General features: G+C 55.2%; 20 protein-coding genes and 3 tRNA genes. 11 read left to right on the top strand and 12 right to left on the bottom strand.

Features of this window, described 5'->3' with window-relative positions; genetic code table 11:
* Window positions 1-70 precede the first annotated feature (70 nt).
* Window positions 71-2,362: a phosphatidylglycerol--membrane-oligosaccharide glycerophosphotransferase gene (opgB, locus tag EE896_RS16500; RefSeq protein WP_140916171.1), complete on the bottom strand. Its 2,292-nt coding sequence runs from the start codon at window positions 2,360-2,362 to the stop codon at window positions 71-73.
* 221 nt (window positions 2,363-2,583) lie between these two features.
* Window positions 2,584-2,973, bottom strand: coding sequence for a tautomerase family protein (locus EE896_RS16495; protein WP_105099532.1), 390 nt, complete (start codon window positions 2,971-2,973; stop codon window positions 2,584-2,586).
* Between the two features lie 102 nt (window positions 2,974-3,075).
* Between EE896_RS16495 and EE896_RS16490 the strand changes: the two genes are divergently transcribed.
* Entirely contained in the window at window positions 3,076-3,993 is a 918-nt protein-coding gene (locus EE896_RS16490) for a LysR family transcriptional regulator (protein ID WP_140916172.1), read from the top strand.
* Here the strand turns inward: EE896_RS16490 and EE896_RS16485 are convergent.
* Window positions 3,970-4,983 (bottom strand): glycosyltransferase family 32 protein, encoded by a 1,014-nt coding sequence (locus tag EE896_RS16485; RefSeq protein ID WP_003850889.1) that lies wholly within the window; start codon window positions 4,981-4,983, stop codon window positions 3,970-3,972. The two genes, EE896_RS16490 and EE896_RS16485, sit on opposite strands and share 24 nt — an antisense overlap.
* A 503-nt stretch (window positions 4,984-5,486) precedes the next feature.
* Between EE896_RS16485 and EE896_RS16480 the strand changes: the two genes are divergently transcribed.
* Window positions 5,487-6,452, top strand: a complete 966-nt coding sequence (locus EE896_RS16480) for a beta-propeller fold lactonase family protein (protein WP_105099534.1) — start codon at window positions 5,487-5,489, stop codon at window positions 6,450-6,452.
* Here the strand turns inward: EE896_RS16480 and EE896_RS16475 are convergent.
* Window positions 6,434-6,988, bottom strand: a complete 555-nt coding sequence (locus tag EE896_RS16475) for a histidine phosphatase family protein (protein ID WP_008925521.1) — start codon at window positions 6,986-6,988, stop codon at window positions 6,434-6,436. The genes EE896_RS16480 and EE896_RS16475 overlap by 19 nt on opposite strands.
* A 582-nt stretch (window positions 6,989-7,570) precedes the next feature.
* Here EE896_RS16475 and EE896_RS16470 point away from each other — a divergent pair.
* The 3 genes from EE896_RS16470 (at window position 7,571) to EE896_RS16460 (ending at window position 11,074) form a co-directional block, all read left to right on the top strand.
* Window positions 7,571-8,959, top strand: a complete 1,389-nt coding sequence (locus EE896_RS16470; RefSeq protein WP_008925522.1) for an MFS transporter — start codon at window positions 7,571-7,573, stop codon at window positions 8,957-8,959.
* A gap of 84 nt (window positions 8,960-9,043) precedes the next feature.
* Entirely contained in the window at window positions 9,044-10,066 is a 1,023-nt protein-coding gene (locus EE896_RS16465) for a LacI family DNA-binding transcriptional regulator (RefSeq protein ID WP_003850877.1), read from the top strand.
* Between the two features lie 12 nt (window positions 10,067-10,078).
* Window positions 10,079-11,074, top strand: coding sequence for a nucleoside hydrolase (locus EE896_RS16460; RefSeq protein ID WP_008925524.1), 996 nt, complete (start codon window positions 10,079-10,081; stop codon window positions 11,072-11,074).
* A gap of 117 nt (window positions 11,075-11,191) precedes the next feature.
* Here the strand turns inward: EE896_RS16460 and EE896_RS16455 are convergent, their stop codons facing one another.
* The 3 genes from EE896_RS16455 to EE896_RS16445 form a co-directional block, all read right to left on the bottom strand.
* Window positions 11,192-11,656 (bottom strand): YbaK/EbsC family protein, encoded by a 465-nt coding sequence (locus EE896_RS16455; protein WP_008925525.1) that lies wholly within the window; start codon window positions 11,654-11,656, stop codon window positions 11,192-11,194.
* Between the two features lie 94 nt (window positions 11,657-11,750).
* Window positions 11,751-12,545: a siderophore-iron reductase FhuF gene (gene fhuF / locus EE896_RS16450; protein ID WP_003850871.1), complete on the bottom strand. Its 795-nt coding sequence runs from the start codon at window positions 12,543-12,545 to the stop codon at window positions 11,751-11,753.
* A gap of 194 nt (window positions 12,546-12,739) precedes the next feature.
* The gene (locus EE896_RS16445) at window positions 12,740-13,837 is read right to left on the bottom strand and encodes a GGDEF domain-containing protein (protein ID WP_003850868.1); all 1,098 of its coding nucleotides are present in this window, start codon (window positions 13,835-13,837) and stop codon (window positions 12,740-12,742) included.
* 231 nt (window positions 13,838-14,068) lie between these two features.
* On the opposite strand from EE896_RS16445, the gene EE896_RS16440 reads away from it, so the two are divergent.
* Complete coding sequence (locus EE896_RS16440) at window positions 14,069-14,353, top strand: DUF1435 domain-containing protein (protein WP_003850867.1); 285 nt, start codon at window positions 14,069-14,071, stop codon at window positions 14,351-14,353.
* A gap of 137 nt (window positions 14,354-14,490) precedes the next feature.
* Here EE896_RS16440 and EE896_RS16435 read toward each other — a convergent pair.
* From EE896_RS16435 to rsmC, 4 genes are all read right to left on the bottom strand, one after another.
* Window positions 14,491-14,577, bottom strand: a tRNA-Leu gene (locus tag EE896_RS16435).
* A 28-nt stretch (window positions 14,578-14,605) separates the two neighbouring features.
* Window positions 14,606-14,692, bottom strand: a tRNA-Leu gene (locus EE896_RS16430).
* Window positions 14,693-14,722: 30 nt separating this feature from the next.
* Window positions 14,723-14,809, bottom strand: a tRNA-Leu gene (locus tag EE896_RS16425).
* 151 nt (window positions 14,810-14,960) lie between these two features.
* Window positions 14,961-15,992: a 16S rRNA (guanine(1207)-N(2))-methyltransferase RsmC gene (gene rsmC / locus EE896_RS16420; RefSeq protein ID WP_008925528.1), complete on the bottom strand. Its 1,032-nt coding sequence runs from the start codon at window positions 15,990-15,992 to the stop codon at window positions 14,961-14,963.
* A gap of 106 nt (window positions 15,993-16,098) precedes the next feature.
* On the opposite strand from rsmC, the gene EE896_RS16415 reads away from it, so the two are divergent.
* From EE896_RS16415 to yjjG, 3 genes are read left to right on the top strand one after another with little or no spacing between them, the layout of a single operon-like run.
* Window positions 16,099-16,509, top strand: a complete 411-nt coding sequence (locus EE896_RS16415) for a DNA polymerase III subunit psi (RefSeq protein WP_003850863.1) — start codon at window positions 16,099-16,101, stop codon at window positions 16,507-16,509.
* A complete protein-coding gene (gene rimI / locus EE896_RS16410; RefSeq protein ID WP_003850861.1) occupies window positions 16,481-16,921 on the top strand; it encodes a ribosomal protein S18-alanine N-acetyltransferase in 441 nt (146 codons plus the stop codon). Before EE896_RS16415 ends, rimI begins: the two co-directional genes overlap by 29 nt.
* A gap of 18 nt (window positions 16,922-16,939) precedes the next feature.
* Window positions 16,940-17,620, top strand: coding sequence for a pyrimidine 5'-nucleotidase (yjjG, locus tag EE896_RS16405; RefSeq protein WP_140033776.1), 681 nt, complete (start codon window positions 16,940-16,942; stop codon window positions 17,618-17,620).
* A 321-nt stretch (window positions 17,621-17,941) separates the two neighbouring features.
* On the opposite strand, the gene EE896_RS16400 is transcribed toward yjjG, so the two are convergent.
* The gene (locus EE896_RS16400; RefSeq protein ID WP_008925530.1) at window positions 17,942-18,592 is read right to left on the bottom strand and encodes a YtjB family periplasmic protein; all 651 of its coding nucleotides are present in this window, start codon (window positions 18,590-18,592) and stop codon (window positions 17,942-17,944) included.
* A 107-nt stretch (window positions 18,593-18,699) separates the two neighbouring features.
* Between EE896_RS16400 and serB the strand changes: the two genes are divergently transcribed.
* Together serB and radA are read left to right on the top strand one after the other, a co-directional pair.
* On the top strand, window positions 18,700-19,677 hold the full coding sequence (gene serB, locus EE896_RS16395; protein ID WP_078804764.1) for a phosphoserine phosphatase: 978 nt from the start codon (window positions 18,700-18,702) through the stop codon (window positions 19,675-19,677).
* A gap of 13 nt (window positions 19,678-19,690) precedes the next feature.
* The gene (gene radA / locus EE896_RS16390; protein ID WP_003854897.1) at window positions 19,691-21,073 is read left to right on the top strand and encodes a DNA repair protein RadA; all 1,383 of its coding nucleotides are present in this window, start codon (window positions 19,691-19,693) and stop codon (window positions 21,071-21,073) included.
* The last annotated feature ends 48 nt before the right edge of the window (window positions 21,074-21,121 follow it).

The following is a 21,121-nucleotide window of genomic DNA, read 5'->3' as shown; positions in this document are numbered from 1 at the left end:
GAAGTCAGACAGGATTTGAGGTGATGGGCCTCTGCGGGAATCCGCAGAGGCGTGACCAGAAAAACGGGCGTTATGACTGTGGCACGATTTTAATTTCAACCATACCAATGCCTAATTTGCGCGGATCCTGACCGGTGATATTGCCGGTGTTACTCAGTTGCGGCTCCGGTGGTGCAATCACCAGACGATGGCTGGCAGTTGGATTGTCAAAATGCAGGGTATGCGTCGATATCTCTTCACCCAGCGACAGCAACTGCTGCTGGTCGCCGACCCGAACCGGAATGGCGCGGTGTGCATTGGGGCCATATGCGCGCGCGGTGATCACCAGATCGAACTTTGCGGGCAGCGCATCGACATAGTCGATATGCACTTCTGGTGCGAGATTGGCGTTAGACCAGCGTCCCCAGATCTCTGGTCGTGAGATGCCGCTAAAGCTTTTAATACTCTCCGGTGCGCCGGGCAGGTCGAGCCGGAAGCTGTCGGCGCTGTAGCGAATATTGTTATCTTCAATACGAAGCTGCGCCAGGTTCTGCTGGTAACGCGCATCGCTGACGGCGCCGTCCGGGAACTTCACGTTGCCTTTCCACTGCGCTTTATCGACGTGCGTCACCGACGGCGTGCCACCGAGCTGCCCCATTGCGACACAGAGATCGCTGGAGAGGGCCAGCGAAGGCTGCCAGAGCCGCGCCATTTTAAAACAGCGATCGACCCAGAGGAATTTATCAGCGGCGGCAAAATCGGCCAGCTGATAGCGCAGCGGAGCCGAATATTCTCCTTCCGGCATCGGCTCTACATGCTTGTCACTGATACGGAACAGAATCGGCAATTTAAAGGTGGTACCTGAGAAGCTGAATGTATTCTTCGCCTGATCCACCGTGAAGTTATCTATTTTCTTCGGGAAGTTCCACAACTGGATGATGTCAGGTTTCCAGCTCGTCACCTTACTTTTCATATCGTCGAACTGGGTGGAGAGCGAAATCGAGGAGAGGCTGCTGCGGCCCAGACCAATCGCATTGTCACCACCGAGAATATCCAGCAGCGTGGCCCCATTATCCAGCGTGCTGCGCTTCGCCTCCATCAGCTCCGCCTGCGGTTTATCGCCGCGAATCACCATGAACAGATTGCGACGAGGCTGTTTAACCAGCCACGCATGCGCCGTATTGTTCATCGCCAGATGATCGGAACTCACCACAATCACGGTATTTTTGAACCACGGTGACGCCTGTATGCGCGAAATCAGACGCGCAACATGCTCCTGCGAACAGGCGACTGCACTGAATGACTGGTTTGGTTTGCCCTCAATGCTATAGCTCCGGCGATCGCAGCTGCGCGAGATAAACCCGTCAGGATGATGGGTGTCGACGGTCAGGGTAAACAGCGCAAAAGGTTTACCGGCCTGTGAGAGTTCCTGATATTTCTCAAAGACTTCATCCAGCACGGTGTCGTCGTAATAACCCCAGTTATTGCGGTAGGTGGGATCGGCAACGCGGCTTTTCAGTTCCTGCGAACCATACAGGTTTTCGGGATCGAAACCGTGCGATTTCAGGAAGATATCTTTACCGGCAAAGCGCAGATCGGCGCCCTGAATAAACCAGTTCTGGTAGCCGGAGTTTTTCAGGATGTCGCCCAGACAGACGTTCTGGGGATAGAAACTGGAGAGTGACGCCGACGCATTGCCATCAAACGGCGCAAACAGCGGAATGCCACACTGTGAGGCAACCATGCCCGCGATAGTGTAATCGGTGCCAGGCAGCTGTTCGGTTTCGCTGAAGTCGATGCTCTGCTCTTTCTGCCGGCTTAGCTCCGGCGCTAAGCCAGGAAAAGCGATGGGGTTAAAATAGGTGCGCTCTAAGCTTTCACCATAGATGTAAACCACGTTGAGGTGCGGCTGCTCAATACGATTACGCGGCACTCTATAGAAGTTGTCGAAGTCAGAATCCGCCAGTTGGGTATGCGACACAATCAGCGTCGCGACCTGGCGAAAAGCCGGGGTGGTCTGCACGGAGCCAAGCGCGCAGACAGCCGCCAGCAGCGACCAGCCCATGTGATGGGGACGCTTACGCCGACGCAGAATCCACGACAGCAGACAGAACAGCAGAAACAGTACGATGATCAGCCCAATCGCCGGCACCACATATTTACTGACGCCCGCGCCGGTCAGGCTATTGGTCAGGGTATAGAGCACCGCATCGTTGATGCCGTCACCCGTAAAATAGTTGCTGGCATAAAGGGTGGCGTTCAGCACAACGAAAAGCACCAGCAGAATCAGAACAACAATAAACCAGAATTTGTTACGCCCGGCTTTACAGGAATAAATGGCAATAGCGGCCAGAAACAAGGCGACGGACACCAATTCGGACAATGGGAAATCCTCTTTTCAGGGTTACGCGAGGCTTCACGCAACCAGCCATCTTCGGGGGATGGTTTTTCGACAATCTATATTGGCTGTCATCCGGCTGCAACATATCCGGCCCGAATTGTGCGGTGGAGAGCAGATTGGTTAATTGTCATTCCAGAAGGGAGGTTATCAGGCGTGACGGTGGCTGGCGCGCACCGTCAGCAGAGCAGAGGTCAGGACGTTTTTCAGAGTTTGCCGGTGAGATATTGTGCTTCGCCGTCGGCAAAACTCCAGTCACCTTTGTCGTTGGTGATAAAGCTGATCATTAAATCGTTGCCCTGCACACCACAATGTTCGCGCAGCTCACGTGCCAGCTCCGCCATAAAATGCTGTTTCTGTTCGCTGCTGCGTGGGCTGGTATAGACCCGCACCATCACCAGATTATCGCTGCGTGTAAATCCCAGCCCGGTATCCTGAAACACCATCTGATAGCGCTTGTTTTCCTGAACAATCTGGTAGCGATCGCGTTCTGGCACGTTAAAAGCCGTAAGCACAGCGCGGTGTGCTGCATCCAGCAGTGTACGCAGTTCGGATTCTGAACGACCCTGAATAACATCAAATTGCAGCAGTGGCATAGCGAATTCCTCATCATGATTAATAACGCTATGGTGACCGCTTTATCCGGCGGGAAAAAGCGCGTAGCCTGAAATGATTATTCACTATAGTGAACAATCACAATGAAAGAGATGAAAACGGATGCGCTGTGGGATCATCTTCACTGGCTGACCATACTGGCAGAGCAGGGCAGTTTTACCCGCGCGGCAGAGCGGCTCGACGTCAGCAAAGCGGCGATGAGTCAGAAAATCAAAGAGCTGGAAGAGATGGCTGGTGTGTTGCTGGTACAGCGCACCACGCGCAGTGTGCGACTGACGTCAGCAGGCGAGAAGCTGGTGGAGGAGCTCCGCGAACCGTTTTCCCGCATCGAGCAGAGTTTTTTCAGCGTGAGGGATACCGCCGGACCTGTGCGGGGTCTGGTGCGGATGACCGCGCCAGTGGCGTTTGCCCGTCAGCAACTGGTGCCAATCATTGGCGAGTTTCTGCGTGACTATCCGCAGGTGCGTCTGCAGCTGGATGTGACCGACCGCATCGTGTCACTGAGCAGCGAAGGCTTTGATCTGGCAATTCGACACAGTGACACGCTACCGGAAACCCATGTCGCGTTGCCGCTATGCGATACCCGGACGTTGCTGGTGGCCTCACCCGCCTATCTCAGCCTGCAGGGTGTACCGCAGTCGCCACAGGATCTGAAACAGCACAACTGTCTTTACTACCCACGTGGCATCGAGTCACCGCGCTGGCGGTTTGAGACGACAACGGATAGCGAACAGGTGCAGGTGCGGATTCAGGGCAGCTTTGCCACCAACAACAGCGAGTCAATACGCGATGCGGCGCTGCAGGGACTGGGGATTGCGATGCTGCCCGATTTCAGCGCCCGTGAGGCGCTGGCAGCCGGTACATTGCGGCAGGTGCTGCCGGCGTGGCAGCCTGTTGAGGCCTTTGCAGCCCGCCTGTGGATCGTCCGGCCCTGGGCGGCGCAGGTCCCCCGCGCGGTCACCACGTTCACGCAGTGGCTACGCGCGCGCTTTGACCGCTGAGGGCAATGCCAGCGCAGGCGGTGTGGTCTGCATCATCTCGCCGATCAAACTGCTGCGGTTATACAAACCCAGCCGCAGATTGAAGTCGAGATGCAGTCGCTCGTTGCCGGTTAATTTGATAATCGGCGGCGGCGTCTGTGGCCGCTGATGAAACATCACGGACTGCGCAAAGGCGCTGCTGCTGTCGGCATGTAAACGCTGATAGTACCAGGCGCTGGCTTCGCCTTTACGCAGATAGAGATTGGCCCGCCGGTATTCACGCATCGCAACCTGCTGTGCCAGCGACAGGAGCTGGCGCGAGGGATTATCAATATTCTGCACAATCAGCGGAAAATCATCGCGCTTCTTCAGTTCATGGAAATAGTTGCGGATACCGACGTTTTTAACCGGCGCCAGTTGTTTCAGCCATTCGCGAATAAACGGGTTTTGCGGTGGCGCGGCCAGAAACCAGCTCTCAGTAACCGGCGCCAGCAGATTCATCGTTGACTGCTCGCGGTAGTAACCGATGAGATCCATTGGTCGTGCCTCGTGCGCGCGATGTACCCAGGCAAGGTTCTCAAACAACAGGGTGCTGCAGTCGATGCCGATGCCACCATAACGGTGAATCAGCTCAAGCCGGATAATTTCACTTTTATGGGCCAGCGTCAGATCCGAAGAGATAAAGCTGAGTTCGGGCAGCCACTGCGACAGCGTGCGCTGTGTAATCAGATACACCTGGTGATCGGGATTATCCCGCCGGATTTTACTGATGTTCAGCGCCATTGAGGTGGGCAGGTGATCGTTATGCCAGACCATCCAGACAATTTTTGGAATCTCCGGCAGATCTTTCTGCTGCGAGACCAATACGACATTATCTTCCTGTCCCGGATCATATTCCGGTGCCTGACAGAGTCTCTGCTGTTTCTTATTCCATAACATCTGGCTACTGAACGATATTCTTTTCCAGTTACGCCAGATTTTATGCGCTGGACGTTGGCGATGTGAAGTCATGGTGCACCTGTTATTTTTATTTTCCCGTCACAGTACAGGCTCTGCCCGTTCCGCGTGCGGCGGCAACGGCTGGCATTGCATACTGGCTGCAATTCCGATGAGTGCGGGAATGAATGAATGGTTTTCCCTGGTGGCGACGCAGTGGTTTAGCGCGCGGAAGTTTCCTCACGGCTGTTTAATTGCACTGCACCTTTTTAATAAAGCATTATTTACACATTAGCTATGTCTTTTTTTGATTTTAGGATAATACGGAAATAATCCGGTCACCTTAGCGAAATAATAATATTGTCGCTGTTAATCATTTATTTAAATATGACGAAATCTTTAATTAAGGAATATCTTAATATCATGCTTTATTATCGGGCTGACATAAGGCCTGGTCACCGCAGTCGTGAATATTGCACTTAATAGGTGGGGTAAGCCCGGCTCATCAATCCGCAGCATCAGACAGGCTGAAGAGGATTGTCTACGCTTAAGAAGAACTTACTGAGAAAGGAGTGCGCATGCAGAGTGAAGCTTACGGTTTACTGGCGGTCGATAAACAGGGTAATCGCGTCCTGTTTCTTAATCCGGAAACCTTCGCGGTCGAGCGGGAACTGAACGCTTTTCCACCGCGGCCGCATGAACTCCTGATGCTGGCCCCCTGGGGTAAGGCCTATGTCCCTATTTATGGCGACGGCGTTCAAGGTAATAACCCGCATCCGGGTCATAAAGTGGCGGTCATTGATTTACAGCGTCGCGAGATCAGTGGCTTTATCGATCTGTCGCCGCTGCGGGCACCCCACAGCGGACAGCTGGGGCGCGATGGCAAAGTCTATCTCTGCTGTGAGCAGAGTGCCGCCGTGGCGGTGATCGATCCGCAGACTGACAAAGTAGAAAAAATTATCCCGATTCCTTCTCACAATGCGCATCGCCTGACACTGTCACCCAGCGGCCGCAAGCTGTTCACCGATAACGAAGAGGATGCGACCATCACCGTTGTGGATCTCTGTGAAGCGGAAGGACGGGTGATCGATACCATCCTGCTTCCTGGCCCGATTGCGGGCATTGCCGCATCACCGAAACACCCTTATCTGGTCGCCAGTGCCGCTGACGCGCCGCTGCTCTATCTGATCGATCGGCAGAGCCACCGTATTCGCCAGCGCATTACGTTGCCGGGTCATCAGCAGCCTTGTCAGGTGGTTCGCTTCAGCGCCGATGGCGAACAGCTGGTGGCAATAGGGGATCAGGAACCGCGGGTGACACTGTTTGACGATCTGCTGAATCCGCTGGGCGATATCAGCGTGGGTAACATGCCGATGGATGGCTGCTTCACGCCCGACAGGCAACAGCTGCTGATTGCCAATCAGGATGATGGCACGCTGAGTGTGATCGATCTGGCACAGCGTAAAGTCATTGCCACGCCGCGTGTTGGCACGGGCTGTGAGGTACTGGGCTATTTTCCGCTCGGTCAGATAAACGGACGATGATAGATCGCAGTGCTCCAGTGCCGGCTGCTGGCATGCTTCTCTGCCTGCCAGCCGCGTTTTCGTAACTCACGCGCAATCATTTTGTTCATGATGCCGTGGCCCAGCAGCAGTACCGTGCCTTGCTGTGAATGATCGATCAGTTTTTCTGCCGCCGCCGAAGCGCGGCTGCGTGCATGTTGCAGCGACTCCGCGTCGCCTGCATAACCGCAAAACCACAAAAGCCGCAGCAGGGCCAGCCAGCACACGGTCGGTAATTGTACCTCACCGGTTTTCACCAGCGGCACGGCGACTTCGCTGAACAGCGCATCAACCTCATGGGGTTCCAGACCGAGCTGGCTCAGTGAGGATTGCGCGCGGGGCAGGGGACTGCAGACGATAAACGTAGCCTGACGGGCAATTTCGATGCTGCGCGGCGGCGGTCCGTCACTGACCTGTGACAGATCGTACGCTTCGCACCAGTCAGCCAGTGCCTGCACACTCTGGCGACCCGCCGCCTGGTGGTCAGGTTTACCGTGTCGCATCAGAATAATTTTCATCGTATCTCTGTCCGGCCTTTTGGTCAGGGTAACGCATTGCCTGTGTTTACGGTGATTTTTCAGAATAAACAGCCAGTGTCATTTGCAGGTAATCTGCGCGTGCGATAACTGAAAATGATGAAGGGAACGTTGCCCCTTTTATCGTGCTTAATGATTAGTGAATCAGATAACTTACAGGCGCTGGTAACTTTTTTTGTGCAATAAGAAGGCGTTTAACTCGCTGAATTTGCGCAAAAAATGGGTGATGACGGAATGTTATAATGAAGTTTTTCTAACAAATATCGTCAGGATCTATTGATTTATCTACGCGCGTAGATACACTAAGTCCCCAGTGATTGCTCACGGTGCCCGATGCACAGTAGGCTCCATCGATTGTTAAGTTATATTCGCTCAGTTTAAGCGACCGGTGAAAAATACACCGGCGAAAGGGGGCGATGAATACGATTCCAACACCAGGGAATCCTTTAACCTTTCATCATGGTTCGCCCACTGAACGTCGTCACCGGGGGATTCCGCTTTCATCAGGGAATCGACCCATGGACGGGCGTTTATCGATCTGCATACTCATTCAGGGATAGGGTTATGACGGCACACAATTCCGTTAAGCAGCAGGCATCACTGTCATCCACTTCAGCCGCCGATGAGCGGTTTGACACCCCTTCAGGCCGCAAAGATTTCTGGCGCGCCACTTTCTCATGCTGGCTCGGAACGGCAATGGAGTACGCGGATTTCGCGCTCTATGGCCTGGCTGCCGGTATCATCTTTGGCGACGTCTTCTTTCCCGAATCAACCCCAGCCATGGCGCTGCTCTCCAGCTTCGCGACCTGGTCAGTCGGCTTTGTTGCCCGGCCCATCGGCGCGTTGTTTTTTGGCTGGCTCGGCGATCGCAAAGGCCGAAAGGTCGTCATGATCTCCACCATTATTCTGATGGGTGCTTCCACAACCTTTATCGGCTTAATCCCGGGCTACGCCTCTATTGGCGTATGGGCGCCTGCCTGCCTGGTTCTGCTCCGCTTTACACAGGGATTCGGCGCGGGTGCGGAGTTATCGGGCGGCACGGTGATGCTGGGCGAATATGCGCCGACAGAGCGCCGCGGACTGGTCTCTTCTGTGATCGCGCTGGGTTCCAATAGTGGCACGCTGCTGGCTTCGCTGGTCTGGCTGCTGGTGGTGCAGATGGATCAGCAGAGCCTGCTGGAGTGGGGCTGGCGTATTCCTTTCCTCAGCAGTGCGCTGATTGCACTGGTTGCATTGTGGATTCGCCGTCATTTGCGAGAGACGCCGGTGTTTGAGCGCAGAAAAGCGGAGATGGAAGCGGAACGTGCTGGCATGAAGGCAGCGTCGGTGGTCGATCAGCGGCCTTTCTTCCAGCGTACCCGCGCTTTCTGGACCATGGTTGGCCTGCGCATCGGCGAAAACGGCCCTTCCTATCTGGCGCAAGGCTTCATCGTGGGTTACGTCGCAAAAGTGCTGATGGTGGATAAGTCTGTACCGACCACCGCCGTGTTTCTCGCGTCGCTGCTGGGCTTCCTGATCATTCCTTTAGCGGGCTGGCTTTCTGACCGCTTTGGTCGCCGGATCGTGTATCGCGTTTTCTGTCTGTTGCTGATGTTTTACGCCTGGCCTGCTTTTACGCTGCTGGATACCCGTGAACCGATGCTGGTGATTCCGGTAATCGTGGTCGGTATGGCGCTGGCGTCACTGGGTATTTTTGGCGTGCAGGCGGCCTGGGGTGTCGAGATGTTCGGTGTTCATCATCGCTATACCAAAATGGCGGTGGCTAAAGAACTGGGCTCGATTTTGTCCGGCGGCACCGCACCGCTTGTTGCCGCTGCTATGCTTTCTTATACCGGTCACTGGTGGCCGATTGCAGTCTATTTCTCGGCAATGGCCGCCATTGGATTCTTTACTACCTTTGTCGCGCCTGAGACGCGAGGGCGAAATCTGAATCTGCCTGAAGATGCCATCTAGCAGTACCTGAGGATCTCATCTGCCAGAAGAGAGCGACAACCAGCAGGCCGTATAAAGCGGCCTGTTTTTATGGAGGGACATGATGTGCCTAAGTCATTAACGGGAAAAGTGACCCGCAGAGAAGTTGCGAAAGCGGCAGGCACCTCAGTGGCAGTCGTCAGTTATGTCATTAACAACGGGCCGCGTCCGGTCGCTGAGGCCACCCGTCAGCGGGTACTTGAAGCGATTAAAGCGACGGGTTACCGGCCAAATGCCGCAGCACGCGCACTGGCATCCGGTAATACCAAGACCTTTGGATTGGTGGTGCCTAATATCGGCAATCCTTTTGTCGCCTCCATGGCGCACATGTTGCTGCAGGAGTCGATGAACCACGGTCACGTTATGCTGCTGGGAGATGCCGGTGATGACCGCAGGCGAGAACTGGAGTTAATTCAGGGACTGCTTAACCGTCAGGTGGATGGGCTGTTTTACAACAGCGTCGATCGCCATCCTTACATTGATTTGATTAAAGCCAGCGGTACGCCGCTGGTGATGCTGGAGCGGGTTGAGCCACAGCCGGGCGTTAACATGCTGCGGGTGAATGAACGTCAGGCCGCCTGGCAGGTAACGGCGCATCTGTTAAGTCACGGCTATCAGCAGGTCGGCATTATCAGCGGTCCGGTCGATATGCTCAATGCACAGGATCGCATCCAGGGGTGGCGTGATGCAATGCAGGATCGTGGCCTGCCCATTGATGAGTCGCTGATGTTTCCCGCCAGCTACACCCCTCAGGGTGGCTACGAGGCAGCGCAGGCTATGATCGCGCGGGGTTGTGTGCCGCGTGCACTGTTTACCAGTAACGAAGGTCAGGCGATTGGTGCGCTTCGCGCCTTTTCCGAACATCAGATTCGGGTGCCACAGGATGTGGCGCTGGTCTGCTTTAACGGAACCAATCACTCGTCATTTCATGTCCCGACATTAACGACTGTGCGCCAGCCACTGCGTGACATGGCCCGCTCTGCGATTCAGATGCTGAAAGAGGGCGAGAGCGAAGCGCAATTGAAGGAGTTTCCACACTATCTTGAAATCGGTGAATCCTGCGGTTGCCAGCCGCAAAGTCAGAGTTAACGTATAAAAAATATGAAAAGAATCATTATTGATTGCGATCCCGGCAACGGTATCGCGGGTGCCAACACCGATGATGGGCTGGCGATTGCGCTGGCATTAGCTTCACCTGCACTGTCGCTGGAATTAATCACTACCGTGGCGGGCAATACACCCAGCGACGTGGGCGCGCGCGTCGCCAAAGATCTGATTGTCCGGCTGGGATCGTCTGTTCCGGTCATCCAGGGTGCGACGCAGGCGTTACAGGAAGATCCTGCGCCGTGGCGTGAAACGCTGGATAATCGGGTCAATCAGCTTGCGCTGAGTGAGCTGTGGAAGGGCGTGCGTCAACCAGCAGATGTTGCAGCGGATGCGTTTGATGCTGCTGACGCGATGGGCAAACTGATTTGCGACAATCCGGGCGAAATTACCCTGGTGGCGATTGGCCCGCTGACGAATGTGGCGCTGGCAATGCAGCGCTATCCTGCGATGGCAGACTCTGTGGCAGAAATTGTCATCATGGGTGGCGTGTTTACGCTGGATGATTATATCAAAGACACCAATTTTGGCCTGGATCCGGAGGCTGCGCATCAGGTATTGCACAGCGGTGCCGCCGTGACGCTGGTGCCAATGGATGTCACCACGCAGACGCTGCTGACCCAGCAGGATCTCACCCGTCTTACTGCTGTCGATCATCCGCTGGCCGATTTTGTGCGAGACACGCTGCGTCCATGGATCAACTATTCCATGGAAACGCGTCAACTGGCGGGATGCTGGATCCACGATGCACTGGTTGTGGCCTGGCTGCTGAACCAGCGGGTCGCGTCTGGCATCGATTACCGTGTCGATATCGAGCTACGTCCCGGTGCAACGCGCGGTAAAAGCTGGCGTTATCGTCAGCCGCTACGGCTTGCTGTCGGCGTACCTGAGCACTGCGGCGCATGGGTTCATGTGCTGCACCGCGTCGATAACACGATGCTGTTGTCGATCATCGAAGAAGCCTTTAAGCGGCTGACTGAGATGGGCGATTAACTCACCCGCTTACTGGCGCGCCTGATAGGTTTGCATGATGCGGCAATGACCCTCAAAGGCTGATAAACGCTGTCAGGAGGTGTGCAGCATCAGGGCTGGATCAAGAGATGCAAAGCATTACATCGCTTCGCACACGTCGATCCAGCGGGCGTTGGTCAGCTCAGCCATCTGCTGTGGCGAGATGCGGACGGCACTGTGGATAGCGCCAGCGGCGGGTAACACTTCGTCGAAACTGCGCAGTGAGACATCACAGTAAACGGTCAGCGGATTCTCCAGACCGAACGGACAGACGCCGCCAACCGGATGGCCGGTCCAGTTAATAACCTCATCAACGCTCAGCATCCGCGCTTTTGCGCCTAGCGCGGCTTTCAGCTTGCGATTGTCCAGCCGGGCATCGCCGCGTGTCACAATCAGCACGACGTCGTTTTTCACTTTCAGTGACAGGGTTTTCGCAATCTCTCCTGGCGTCACGCCATGGGCGCGCGCAGCCATTCCGACCGTTGCAGTGCTTTCTGCCAGTTCGATAATTTCAATTTCAGGGGCGTGTTCGGCAAAGAACTGGCGCACGGACTCCAGACTCATCTTTCTCTCCAGGCTGATCGAAGGCGTAAAAATTGCCACAAGCCTCAGTGCCTGTAAACGAGATAAACGGAGAATTCGTGGTAATTACGTCTGTTTAGCTGCCGCTCAGGGTGCAATTGCCGCATTGTTCGACATCAGGAATGCGATAACGCTGGCAACAGCTGCGACGGACCAGTTCGCCATTACGCATGATCATGGTGCGGTAGAGCGGATTTTCGCTGCCATCCAGCAGTTTCTGGTTAAAGAATAGCGCCTGCTCCAGTTGCAGTACCAGCGTCTCATCGATCTGACTTTTCAGCTCACCCAGAAACCACTGCAATGAGTAGCCCATGTTGTTCCAGATGAGTCGGGCGTTGATATCACCATGCTGAGTAATACCATTAACCACCGGGATCAGATGCTGCTGAATCAGCCGATCAATACGCTGCTGAGGGTTAAGATAGCGGGCTTCTTCATCCTCCTGCACATCAATCCAGAACGTGGCCGGATGACCATTCTCATGAAAACCGACACGAATATGCTCTGGTGAGCAGTCCAGCGCGCGCGACTCCTGTAACAACGCCATGATCATCGGGGGCAGCAGCAGGCCAAAATACCATTGCGCCCACAGAGAGAGCACCGGCTTTGCTTCACGAACCGCATCAGGATGATCGCGATAGAGATAATCGCTGTAGCGCTGGATAAGCTGGGCAAAAGCCTCTGATTGTGACCAGGCAACGAGTGTCTGCGTGTCGTGCGGAGCGGGCTGGCTGAATTTAACAGAATCAAGAAGATAACTACGCTGTTGCTGCAGCCGCTCGTGCAGACTTTCCGCCAGTGGACGGTCATTCTGCCGAAAGATCATCGACTGAGCGTTGAAACGCTGTTCCTGAGCTGAAACGGTTGCCATGACGACTCGCGAAAAGTGTAGATAAGAAAGCAAATGATAATCGTTATTGATTAAATCTACAAGTCGCGTAAAAAAACGTCGCTGCCATCGGGGATTGGGTGGGGAATGCGATCAGCGAACAAACCCGTCTGCGCAGTGCAGAACCGGCCATAGCGCGGCAATGTCAGGGTTATTACCAGCCGAGTTGTGCTTAATCAGGCTGGTTCACTTAAGGTCTCATGCTGTTTTCGCGGAAGATCTTCCCAGGCAAGAATAGTATTCCGGCCCTGATTCTTAGCCACATATAATGCGCTGTCAGCATTGGCTACCGCCTGATCAAAATCATTATCGTAGATAGGCGCAATGCCGGCGCTGATGGTGACGTGGGTTGAAACAGTCTCATTAAAAAGATGGGGTATTTCTAAATCCAGCACATACTGACGAATGCGCTCTGCCAGTTTCATGGCGATGGAGCTGTTCACATTGGTCATTAACACCAGAAACTCTTCGCCGCCATAGCGGGTGACGACATCGCGTGAACGGACTGCATCCCGAATAGCCACAGAGACCCGCGCCAGTGCCTGATCACCCATCGCATGCCCATAATTATCGTTGTAGGCTTTGAAGTGATCGATATCCAGCAGCAGCACATAGTGGCTGCCAGCATGGTTTTCCAGAATATTGTCCAGTCGGTTCTTCAGGCCACGACGGTTATACAGTCCGGTCAGTGGGTCGAGCATGCTGAGGTCACTGAAGGTCTCTTTCTCTTCATAGAGTTGGTGCATCAGCCGCAGGGTAAAGTTGTCGGCACGGCGACGCATAAGATGCTGGAGTGAGAAACCAATCAGCGGCAGCATAATGGTCAGCAGAATCAGCGGCAGATGCTGCCCATTATCAAGCAGTAATACGGTGAGCACCGGTGGCGCGACATGAAGACAAAAAGCCCCCAGATAATCGCTCAGGGCGATGGCACTAATAAATAACACACTGATCAAACTGATAATAAGAAAGCCGCCATCAAAATAGAATACCTGATGAAAACGATAATTAATGTGCCAGGCCCAGAGCGCGCCCAGCACCAGCGCGACAGGATTTAAAAGGGGGAGTTTTACTTTAGACCATATTAAATGTGCAATTAACATTATGCCGCTAAAAGACGCGACACAAATTACCGGCAACGTGGTATCGATTTTCTCATTGCTCATTATTGGCAGCAGATAAAATAGCGAAACGGCGATATTTAAAAACAGAAAAAGCATCACTGAAAGCCGGTATTTACTCTGTTTCAGTTCTTCATATGATTGTAATTTCATTATAAATACTCGTGACGACCCTGAAATACCAAAGCGCAAGCCGGCATAAACAGGTTGTGCCAGACAGTGAGCAAATTATTGCTGGTGCTGTTATTAAAGGTGTTATCGGTCGCAATCTAGCATTTTCCAACTGGTCTGTCATCTTCGTTGCCAGGCGTGACAAAAACAGGCTGCAAGCAAAGCAAAACTGACATATGATAATGGGAATGCTTATCATTTGAGGTTTGCGTCATGGGAATAGCGATTATTGCGGCCTGCGGTTTGTGGGGCGTCAGTTGGGCGCTGGGTAAAAAACTGGATAGTGCGTGGGGCGTATTGCTGCCCTGCATCGCGCTGCCGCTGTTCGCATTATGGGAACCCAGCTTCAGCCAGTGGCGACTGGTGATGACAGTTGCGCTGCTGCTGACTGTCGTCATGCTATTTAACCAGCGTCTGCGTCACTATCTGTTATTGCCTTCGTGCCTGGCGTTAGCGGGCGGACTGGCGGCAGTCTCTGTGAATTTTCATCTGAGTTAATACAGGCGTAAAGCGGGTGTTCAGGGTGTCGCGACCGGGAAAGTGAATGCCACGCGAAAAAAACAAAACAGGAAAGGGATAAAGCGACACTGCAACTAGGCAGCTGAAACGAGCAGAAAGCCAGAGGATGACAACGTTGGTGCGAAGAGAGGGACTTGAACCCTCACGTCCGTTAAGACACTAACACCTGAAGCTAGCGCGTCTACCAATTCCGCCACCTTCGCATCGAGTTGTCTGTTCATATCACCGCAATGGTGCGAAGAGAGGGACTTGAACCCTCACGTCCGTTAAGACACTAACACCTGAAGCTAGCGCGTCTACCAATTCCGCCACCTTCGCGCAGTGCTCGCGATATGAAACATGTGATTTTGGTGCGAAGAGAGGGACTTGAACCCTCACGTCCGTTAGGACACTAACACCTGAAGCTAGCGCGTCTACCAATTCCGCCACCTTCGCATACCCGTAACATCCTGAGAATGTTACAACCACGGAGGCGCATTCTAGAGATTTTACTCTTTGCGTCAACAACTATTTCGTCGGGCTGAAACGATTGCTGTAAAAAGCAACGTTTTCAGCCCGGCAACGCGATTAATGACGTTAAAAGCCCTTATCGTGTTTTGGCACCACGACCATAGACGGCGCGATAAACTTTAAAGCGGCCGGTCTGTGCGATGACTTCGTGGCTGCCGAAAGCTTCATCCAGCACCTGCGGATAAGGCAGGAACGTGTTCGCAACAATACGCAGTTCGCCACCGGTGTTCAGGTGCTTTACTGCTCCCCGGATCAGCGCCTGTGCGGCGTCGAGGCTGGTCTGGGTGCCTTCATGGAACGGCGGGTTAGAGATAATCATGTCGAAACGGCCGGTCACGTCAGAGAAGACGTTGCTGGCGAAAACTTCGCCCTCGATGCCATTGGCGGCCAGCGTCAATTTACTCGCTTCAATGGCTGCGGCATGCACGTCGCACAGCCACAGGCGTACTTTAGGCGAACGGGCAGGCAGTGAGGCGGCAATCACGCCTGCGCCACATCCCATATCCAGCACTTTACCTTTAGTGTGCGGGGTAAAGGTCGACAGCAGCAGGGCGCTGCCGCTATCCAGACCGTCACGGCTGAAGACGCCAGGCAGAGTGTGAATGGTCAGACCATCCAGCTGATACTGATGACCAAAGGTGCTGGCATCGAATGCAGGCTGTTTGTCGAGGCGACCATGATAGAGACCACAGCGACGCGCGCTGTCGATCTTCTCCAGCTTCACCCACGACTCCAGCATGCCTTCGGCACTGCGGACGCCGCTGCGGTTTTCACCCACCACGAACACGTCGCAGCCCACTGGCAGCATCGAGAGCAGGTTCTCCAGCTGGAACTGTACTTCCGGCTTATTTTTGGTCCAGAAGTAGACCAGGGTATCGCATCCCTGCACATCTTCCGGCTGCGCAACCATTCCGTAACGCGCCTGCTCGCCCATACGGCGGCTCAGGTTTTGCCAGTGATGATATTGCTGGGTGTGAACGCGCGATGAAGCGGTTTCCAGCTGAGCGGGCAGGTCATCCTGCAGATCGCCAGCAAATAAAACATGGCGGGCGGTAAATTCATCACTGTGGCGCAGAATGACTTCGCTGGCCGGGGTAAAAGCAGACATGTAGGGCTCCTGTAAGATCTGAGCGGGGATTATAGTGGTTTGTTGGCGCATGTTCGATGGGTTTGCTAGCATAGCGTCGCATTCAGCTAGCAGAACAGGTAACACCATGACGTCCAGGCGCGACTGGCTTTTACAGCAAATGGGAATTACGCAGTATCAGCTGCGCCGCCCGCGCGTGCTTCAGGGCGAAATTGCCGTCACGCTGGCACCGGACACGCAGTTAATTATTGTCGCTGACGCGCCACCCGGTCTGCATGAACCGCTGATGCGCGATGTGCTGCATACCCTCAATCTGCAACCCGCTCAGGTAATGACCGTGACGCCGGATCAGCTGCAGATGCTGCCGGAAACGCTGAACTGCGCGGGCTGGCTGCTCGGCGTAGAGAGCGAACAGACTTTTAATGGCGTGGCATTAACCAGCGCCTCTTTCAATGAACTGATCAGCAGCGGCGTCGCCAAACGCGCGCTCTGGCAACAGATGTGTAACCATGACAGCCATCTCTTTACTCACCCCTGACGACCTGGCGCAGGCCTTTGCCATTGAGCGTCGTAGCCACGCGTTTCCCTGGAGTGAAAAGACGTTTGCCAGCAATCAGGGCGAGCGCTTTATTAATTTACGTCTCGACGCCGACGGCAAAATGGTCGCCTTTGCCATTACTCAGGTGGTGCTGGACGAAGCCTCGCTGTTTAACATCGCGGTCGATCCTGACTTTCAGCGCCGGGGATATGGCCGCCAGCTGTTACAGCATCTGATCGATGAGCTGATTAAACGCAACGTGCTGACGCTGTGGCTGGAAGTGCGGGCCTCGAACCTGCCCGCCATTGCGCTCTATGAGCAGCTTGGATTCAATCAGGTCAGTCGTCGCCCCAACTATTATCCCACCGCCAGCGGCCGTGAAGATGCCATCCTCATGGCCCTGACGCCGTAGTGGTGTTAAGGAGCTTTAATGACAGATAACTGGGACTGCATCCTGTTTGATGCGGACGATACCCTTTTCCATTTCGACGCCTATGCCGGTTTGCAGCGCCTGTTCGCCGGCTATGACGTGCAGTTCACCGACCAGGATTACAGCGATTATCAGGCGATCAACAAGCCGCTGTGGGTCGATTATCAGAACGGCACCATCTCAGCGTTACAGTTGCAGACTCAGCGTTTCAACCACTGGAGCGAAAAGCTCAGCGTGGCGCCAGAGATCCTCAACAGCGGCTTCCTCAGTGCGATGGGCGAGATCTGTACGCCGCTGCCGGGCGCGGTCAGCCTGATGAACCAGCTGCATGGCAAAGTAAAAATGGGGATCATCACCAATGGCTTTACCGCGCTGCAGCAGACGCGTCTGGAGCGCACCGGCTTCCGTGATTACTTCTCGGCGCTGGTGATCTCTGAGCAGGTTGGCGTGCCAAAACCGGCGGCAGAGATTTTTGACTACGCGCTGGAGCTGATGGGTAATCCGGATCGTGAGCGGGTGCTGATGGTGGGGGATACGCCAGAGTCAGACATTCTGGGCGGCATGAACGCGGGAGTGAAAACCTGCTGGCTCGATCATGGCACCCGGCCGCTGCCAGAACATATTAAACCCACCTGGCAGGTTAAATCGCTGGGTGAGCTGGAAGCGTTGTTGATTGGCTAACGGAACACGCCTCGCAAATCCACATTTTTCCACTAAAAAGGCCCGCATTGCGTGCTTTCAGACTGCTGAAAAATTCAAATCAAGGCACATCTGGCAACGATGGATTAGCTCAATACGCAGGGAACCGGGTCAGGGGAGGAAAGCGTCCCGCGCCATGGAGGGCGCGGGCCGAGCGGGCCAGGGATTGGCGTAAGCGACTTTCCGATCTGACCCGCTTTCCTGCGCAGGCTCGGTCTCACAGCGATCAGGCCAGGGTTTGTCAGCAGTCTGAGGCCCACACAGCGGGCCTTTCTCGTTTTATCTTTACCGCAGCGCAGAACACTACTCTTTCTTCTCGTCGTCCTCATCCCGGTCCTCTTTCACCGGGGTGCTGGCGGTAAGCAGGAACGGCGACTGCTGCCAGCGGGTGCGGCGATGGCGCAGCAGGGTGCGGGAGAGAATAATGCCGATCGCCAGTGCCAGCAGCATCATCAGACGCAGAATATTGGTGGTGTTATCGACCTGATGCGAGTCGGTGACCAGCACGTGGGTATCCAGCGTCACGCGCAGGAAGCCCAGCGGGCCATCGCTCCCGGCCAGCGGCTGCACAATCTGATGGTTGAAATAGCTGCCTGCGCGCTGACCATCGAGCGCCAGCCGATCACGCACATTAATATTTTCACCGCTGTGCGCCACCAGACTGCCGTCGCCGTCATACACCGACGCATCCAGAATACGACTGTTAGCCGTCATCTGATTAAGAATGGCTTCTATCTGAGTGCGGTTATTTTCACTGTTGTCCATCAACGGCTTAAGACTAAACGCCACCTGGCTGGTCAGTGTATGTGCCAGCTCCTCGACCTGTTCAGAACGCGCCGCCTGATGACCAAGACTGAACCAGGATGCGCCCTGCATCAGCACAACCAGCAGCGCCATGGAGATCAGAACGATCACGGTCCGATGTAAGCGAAATTTCAGTGCGGTTTTAGCCATTACTCATCCGGGTCATATCACAACAGAAAGCCTGGAGATTATGTTGCCAGAAGCGGCGCAGACAAGGTAGCCTCTTGCGTGGTTTTGTTGTCCCTACAGGAGCTCTGATGCCAAATCGTTTAACCTGGTGCGATCTTCCCGCCGATGTTTCCCTCTGGCCGGGTTTGCCCCTTTCTCTTAGCGGTGATGAAGTGATGCCGCTGGATTATCGCGCTGGCCGCACCGGCTGGCTGCTGTATGGCCGCGGGCTGGACAAGCAACGGCTCACCGATTACCAGCACCAGCTGGGTGCCGCGATGGTGATCGTCAGTGCCTGGAATGTCGATGAGTATCAGGTGATTCGTCTGGCAGGATCGCTGACGCCGTTTGCCAGCAAGCTGGCGCACGATGCCGGGCTGGATGTTGCGCCGCTGGGCAAAATCCCGCATCTCAAGACGCCAGGCCTGCTGGTGATGGATATGGACTCCACCGCGATTCAGATCGAGTGCATCGATGAGATTGCAAAACTGGCGGGCTGCGGCGAGCAGGTGGCGGAAGTCACGGAACGCGCGATGCGCGGCGAACTCGACTTCACCGCCAGCCTGCGTCAGCGCGTCGCCACGCTGCAGGGCGCAGATGCCAATATTCTGAAACAGGTACGTGATGCTCTGCCATTAATGCCAGGCTTAACGACGCTGACGCAGAAGCTGCAGGCGCTGGGCTGGCAGATTGCTATCGCCTCCGGCGGCTTTACCTATTACGCCGAATACCTGCGCGACAAGCTCCATCTGTCGGCGGTGGTGGCCAATGAACTCGAAATTCGCGACGGCAAACTGACCGGCAACGTGCTGGGTCCGATTGTCGACGCACAATACAAAGCCGATACCCTGAAGAAGCTGGCGGAGCGTTTTAATATCGCGCCGGAACAGACGGTGGCGATCGGCGATGGTGCCAATGACCTGCTGATGATCAAAGCCTCAGCGCTGGGCATTGCGTTCCATGCTAAACCTAAGGTGAATGAGCAGACCGCGGTCACCATTCGCCATGCCGATTTAATGGGGGTGTTCTGCATCCTTACCGGCAGCCTGATCCACGAAGAGCGTTAACTGAGGTATTGATTTGGCCAAAGCGGCAAAACGCGCATTTGTCTGTAACGAATGTGGCGCAGATTACCCACGCTGGCAGGGGCAATGCAGCGCCTGTCACGCCTGGAACACCATCACCGAGGTGCGCATCGCTGCCTCGCCTGCTGCTGCGCGTAACGAGCGCCTGAGTGGCTATGCCGGCAGCGCCGGAACCAGCCGGGTGCAGAAGCTCTCTGAAATCAGCCTGGAGGCGTTACCGCGCTTCTCGACCAGCTTCAAAGAGTTTGACCGGGTGCTGGGCGGCGGCGTTGTGCCGGGCAGCGCCATTCTGATTGGCGGCAGTCCTGGTGCGGGGAAATCCACGCTGCTGCTGCAGGTGATGTGCCGGTTGTCAGAGGGGATGAAAACCCTGTACGTCACCGGTGAAGAGTCACTGCAACAGGTTGCGATGCGCGCCCATCGTCTGGGATTACCCACCGAAAATGTGAATATGCTGTCGGAAACCAGCATTGAGCAGATCTGCCTGATCGCCGAACAGGAGCAGCCGCAGCTGATGGTGATCGACTCGATCCAGGTCATGCACATGGCAGAGATCCAGTCATCACCCGGCAGCGTCGCGCAGGTGCGTGAAACCGCCGCCTACCTGACGCGCTTCGCTAAAACGCGCGGCGTCGCGATCATCATGGTCGGTCACGTGACTAAAGATGGCTCACTGGCCGGGCCGAAAGTGCTGGAGCACTGTATCGACTGTTCGGTGCTGCTGGATGGCGATGCCGACTCCCGTTTCCGCACCCTTCGCAGCCATAAAAACCGCTTCGGTGCGGTCAATGAGCTGGGGGTGTTTGCCATGACAGAGCAGGGCATGCGTGAAGTCAGCAACCCGTCCGCTATCTTCCTGTCACGGGGCGAAGAGGTTACCTCTGGCAGCTCGGTGATGGTGCTGTGGGAAGGCACGCGTCCACTGCTGGTGGAGATTCAGGCGCTGGTCGATCACTCCATGATGGGCAACCCACGCCGCGTGGCGGTGGGTCTGGAGCAGAACCGCCTGGCGATACTGCTGGCCGTTTTACATCGTCATGGCGGATTGCAGATGGCGGATCAGGATGTATTCGTCAACGTGGTTGGTGGTGTTAAAGTCACCGAAACCAGTGCGGACCTGGCGCTGATGCTGTCGATGGTGTCGAGCCTGCGCGATCGTCCGTTGCCGCAGGATCTGGTGATCTTCGGCGAAGTGGGACTGGCCGGTGAGATCCGTCCGGTGCCCAGCGGTCAGGAGCGCATCTCTGAAGCGGCGAAGCATGGCTTCAAACGCGCCATTGTACCGGCAGGGAATGCACCGAAAAAACCGATTGCCGGGATGCAGGTTTTCAGCGCGAAGAAGCTGGCCGATGCGCTGGCGATTCTGGACGATCTGTAATGCGCCTGCGGCCTGCCAGCCTGCGTCGCGGGCAGGCCGCTCCCACCT

The organism is Pantoea eucalypti (assembly GCF_009646115.1).
Taxonomy (GTDB): domain Bacteria; phylum Pseudomonadota; class Gammaproteobacteria; order Enterobacterales; family Enterobacteriaceae; genus Pantoea; species Pantoea eucalypti.
Note: the sequence above shows the minus strand (reverse complement) of the source record. Positions and strands in the feature narration are given on the sequence as shown.

Coding starts and splice junctions, on each gene's coding strand:
- EE896_RS16495 (WP_105099532.1), bottom strand. CDS start 2,973: ATGCCACTGCTGCAATTTGATGTTATTCAGGGTCGTTCAGAATCCGAA.
- EE896_RS16490 (WP_140916172.1), top strand. CDS start 3,076: ATGAAAGAGATGAAAACGGATGCGCTGTGGGATCATCTTCACTGGCTG.
- EE896_RS16485 (WP_003850889.1), bottom strand. CDS start 4,983: ATGACTTCACATCGCCAACGTCCAGCGCATAAAATCTGGCGTAACTGG.
- EE896_RS16480 (WP_105099534.1), top strand. CDS start 5,487: ATGCAGAGTGAAGCTTACGGTTTACTGGCGGTCGATAAACAGGGTAAT.
- EE896_RS16475 (WP_008925521.1), bottom strand. CDS start 6,988: ATGAAAATTATTCTGATGCGACACGGTAAACCTGACCACCAGGCGGCG.
- EE896_RS16470 (WP_008925522.1), top strand. CDS start 7,571: ATGACGGCACACAATTCCGTTAAGCAGCAGGCATCACTGTCATCCACT.
- EE896_RS16460 (WP_008925524.1), top strand. CDS start 10,079: ATGAAAAGAATCATTATTGATTGCGATCCCGGCAACGGTATCGCGGGT.
- EE896_RS16455 (WP_008925525.1), bottom strand. CDS start 11,656: ATGAGTCTGGAGTCCGTGCGCCAGTTCTTTGCCGAACACGCCCCTGAA.
- fhuF (WP_003850871.1), bottom strand. CDS start 12,545: ATGGCAACCGTTTCAGCTCAGGAACAGCGTTTCAACGCTCAGTCGATG.
- EE896_RS16445 (WP_003850868.1), bottom strand. CDS start 13,837: ATGAAATTACAATCATATGAAGAACTGAAACAGAGTAAATACCGGCTT.
- EE896_RS16440 (WP_003850867.1), top strand. CDS start 14,069: ATGGGAATAGCGATTATTGCGGCCTGCGGTTTGTGGGGCGTCAGTTGG.
- rsmC (WP_008925528.1), bottom strand. CDS start 15,992: ATGTCTGCTTTTACCCCGGCCAGCGAAGTCATTCTGCGCCACAGTGAT.
- EE896_RS16415 (WP_003850863.1), top strand. CDS start 16,099: ATGACGTCCAGGCGCGACTGGCTTTTACAGCAAATGGGAATTACGCAG.
- rimI (WP_003850861.1), top strand. CDS start 16,481: ATGACAGCCATCTCTTTACTCACCCCTGACGACCTGGCGCAGGCCTTT.
- yjjG (WP_140033776.1), top strand. CDS start 16,940: ATGACAGATAACTGGGACTGCATCCTGTTTGATGCGGACGATACCCTT.
- EE896_RS16400 (WP_008925530.1), bottom strand. CDS start 18,592: ATGGCTAAAACCGCACTGAAATTTCGCTTACATCGGACCGTGATCGTT.
- serB (WP_078804764.1), top strand. CDS start 18,700: ATGCCAAATCGTTTAACCTGGTGCGATCTTCCCGCCGATGTTTCCCTC.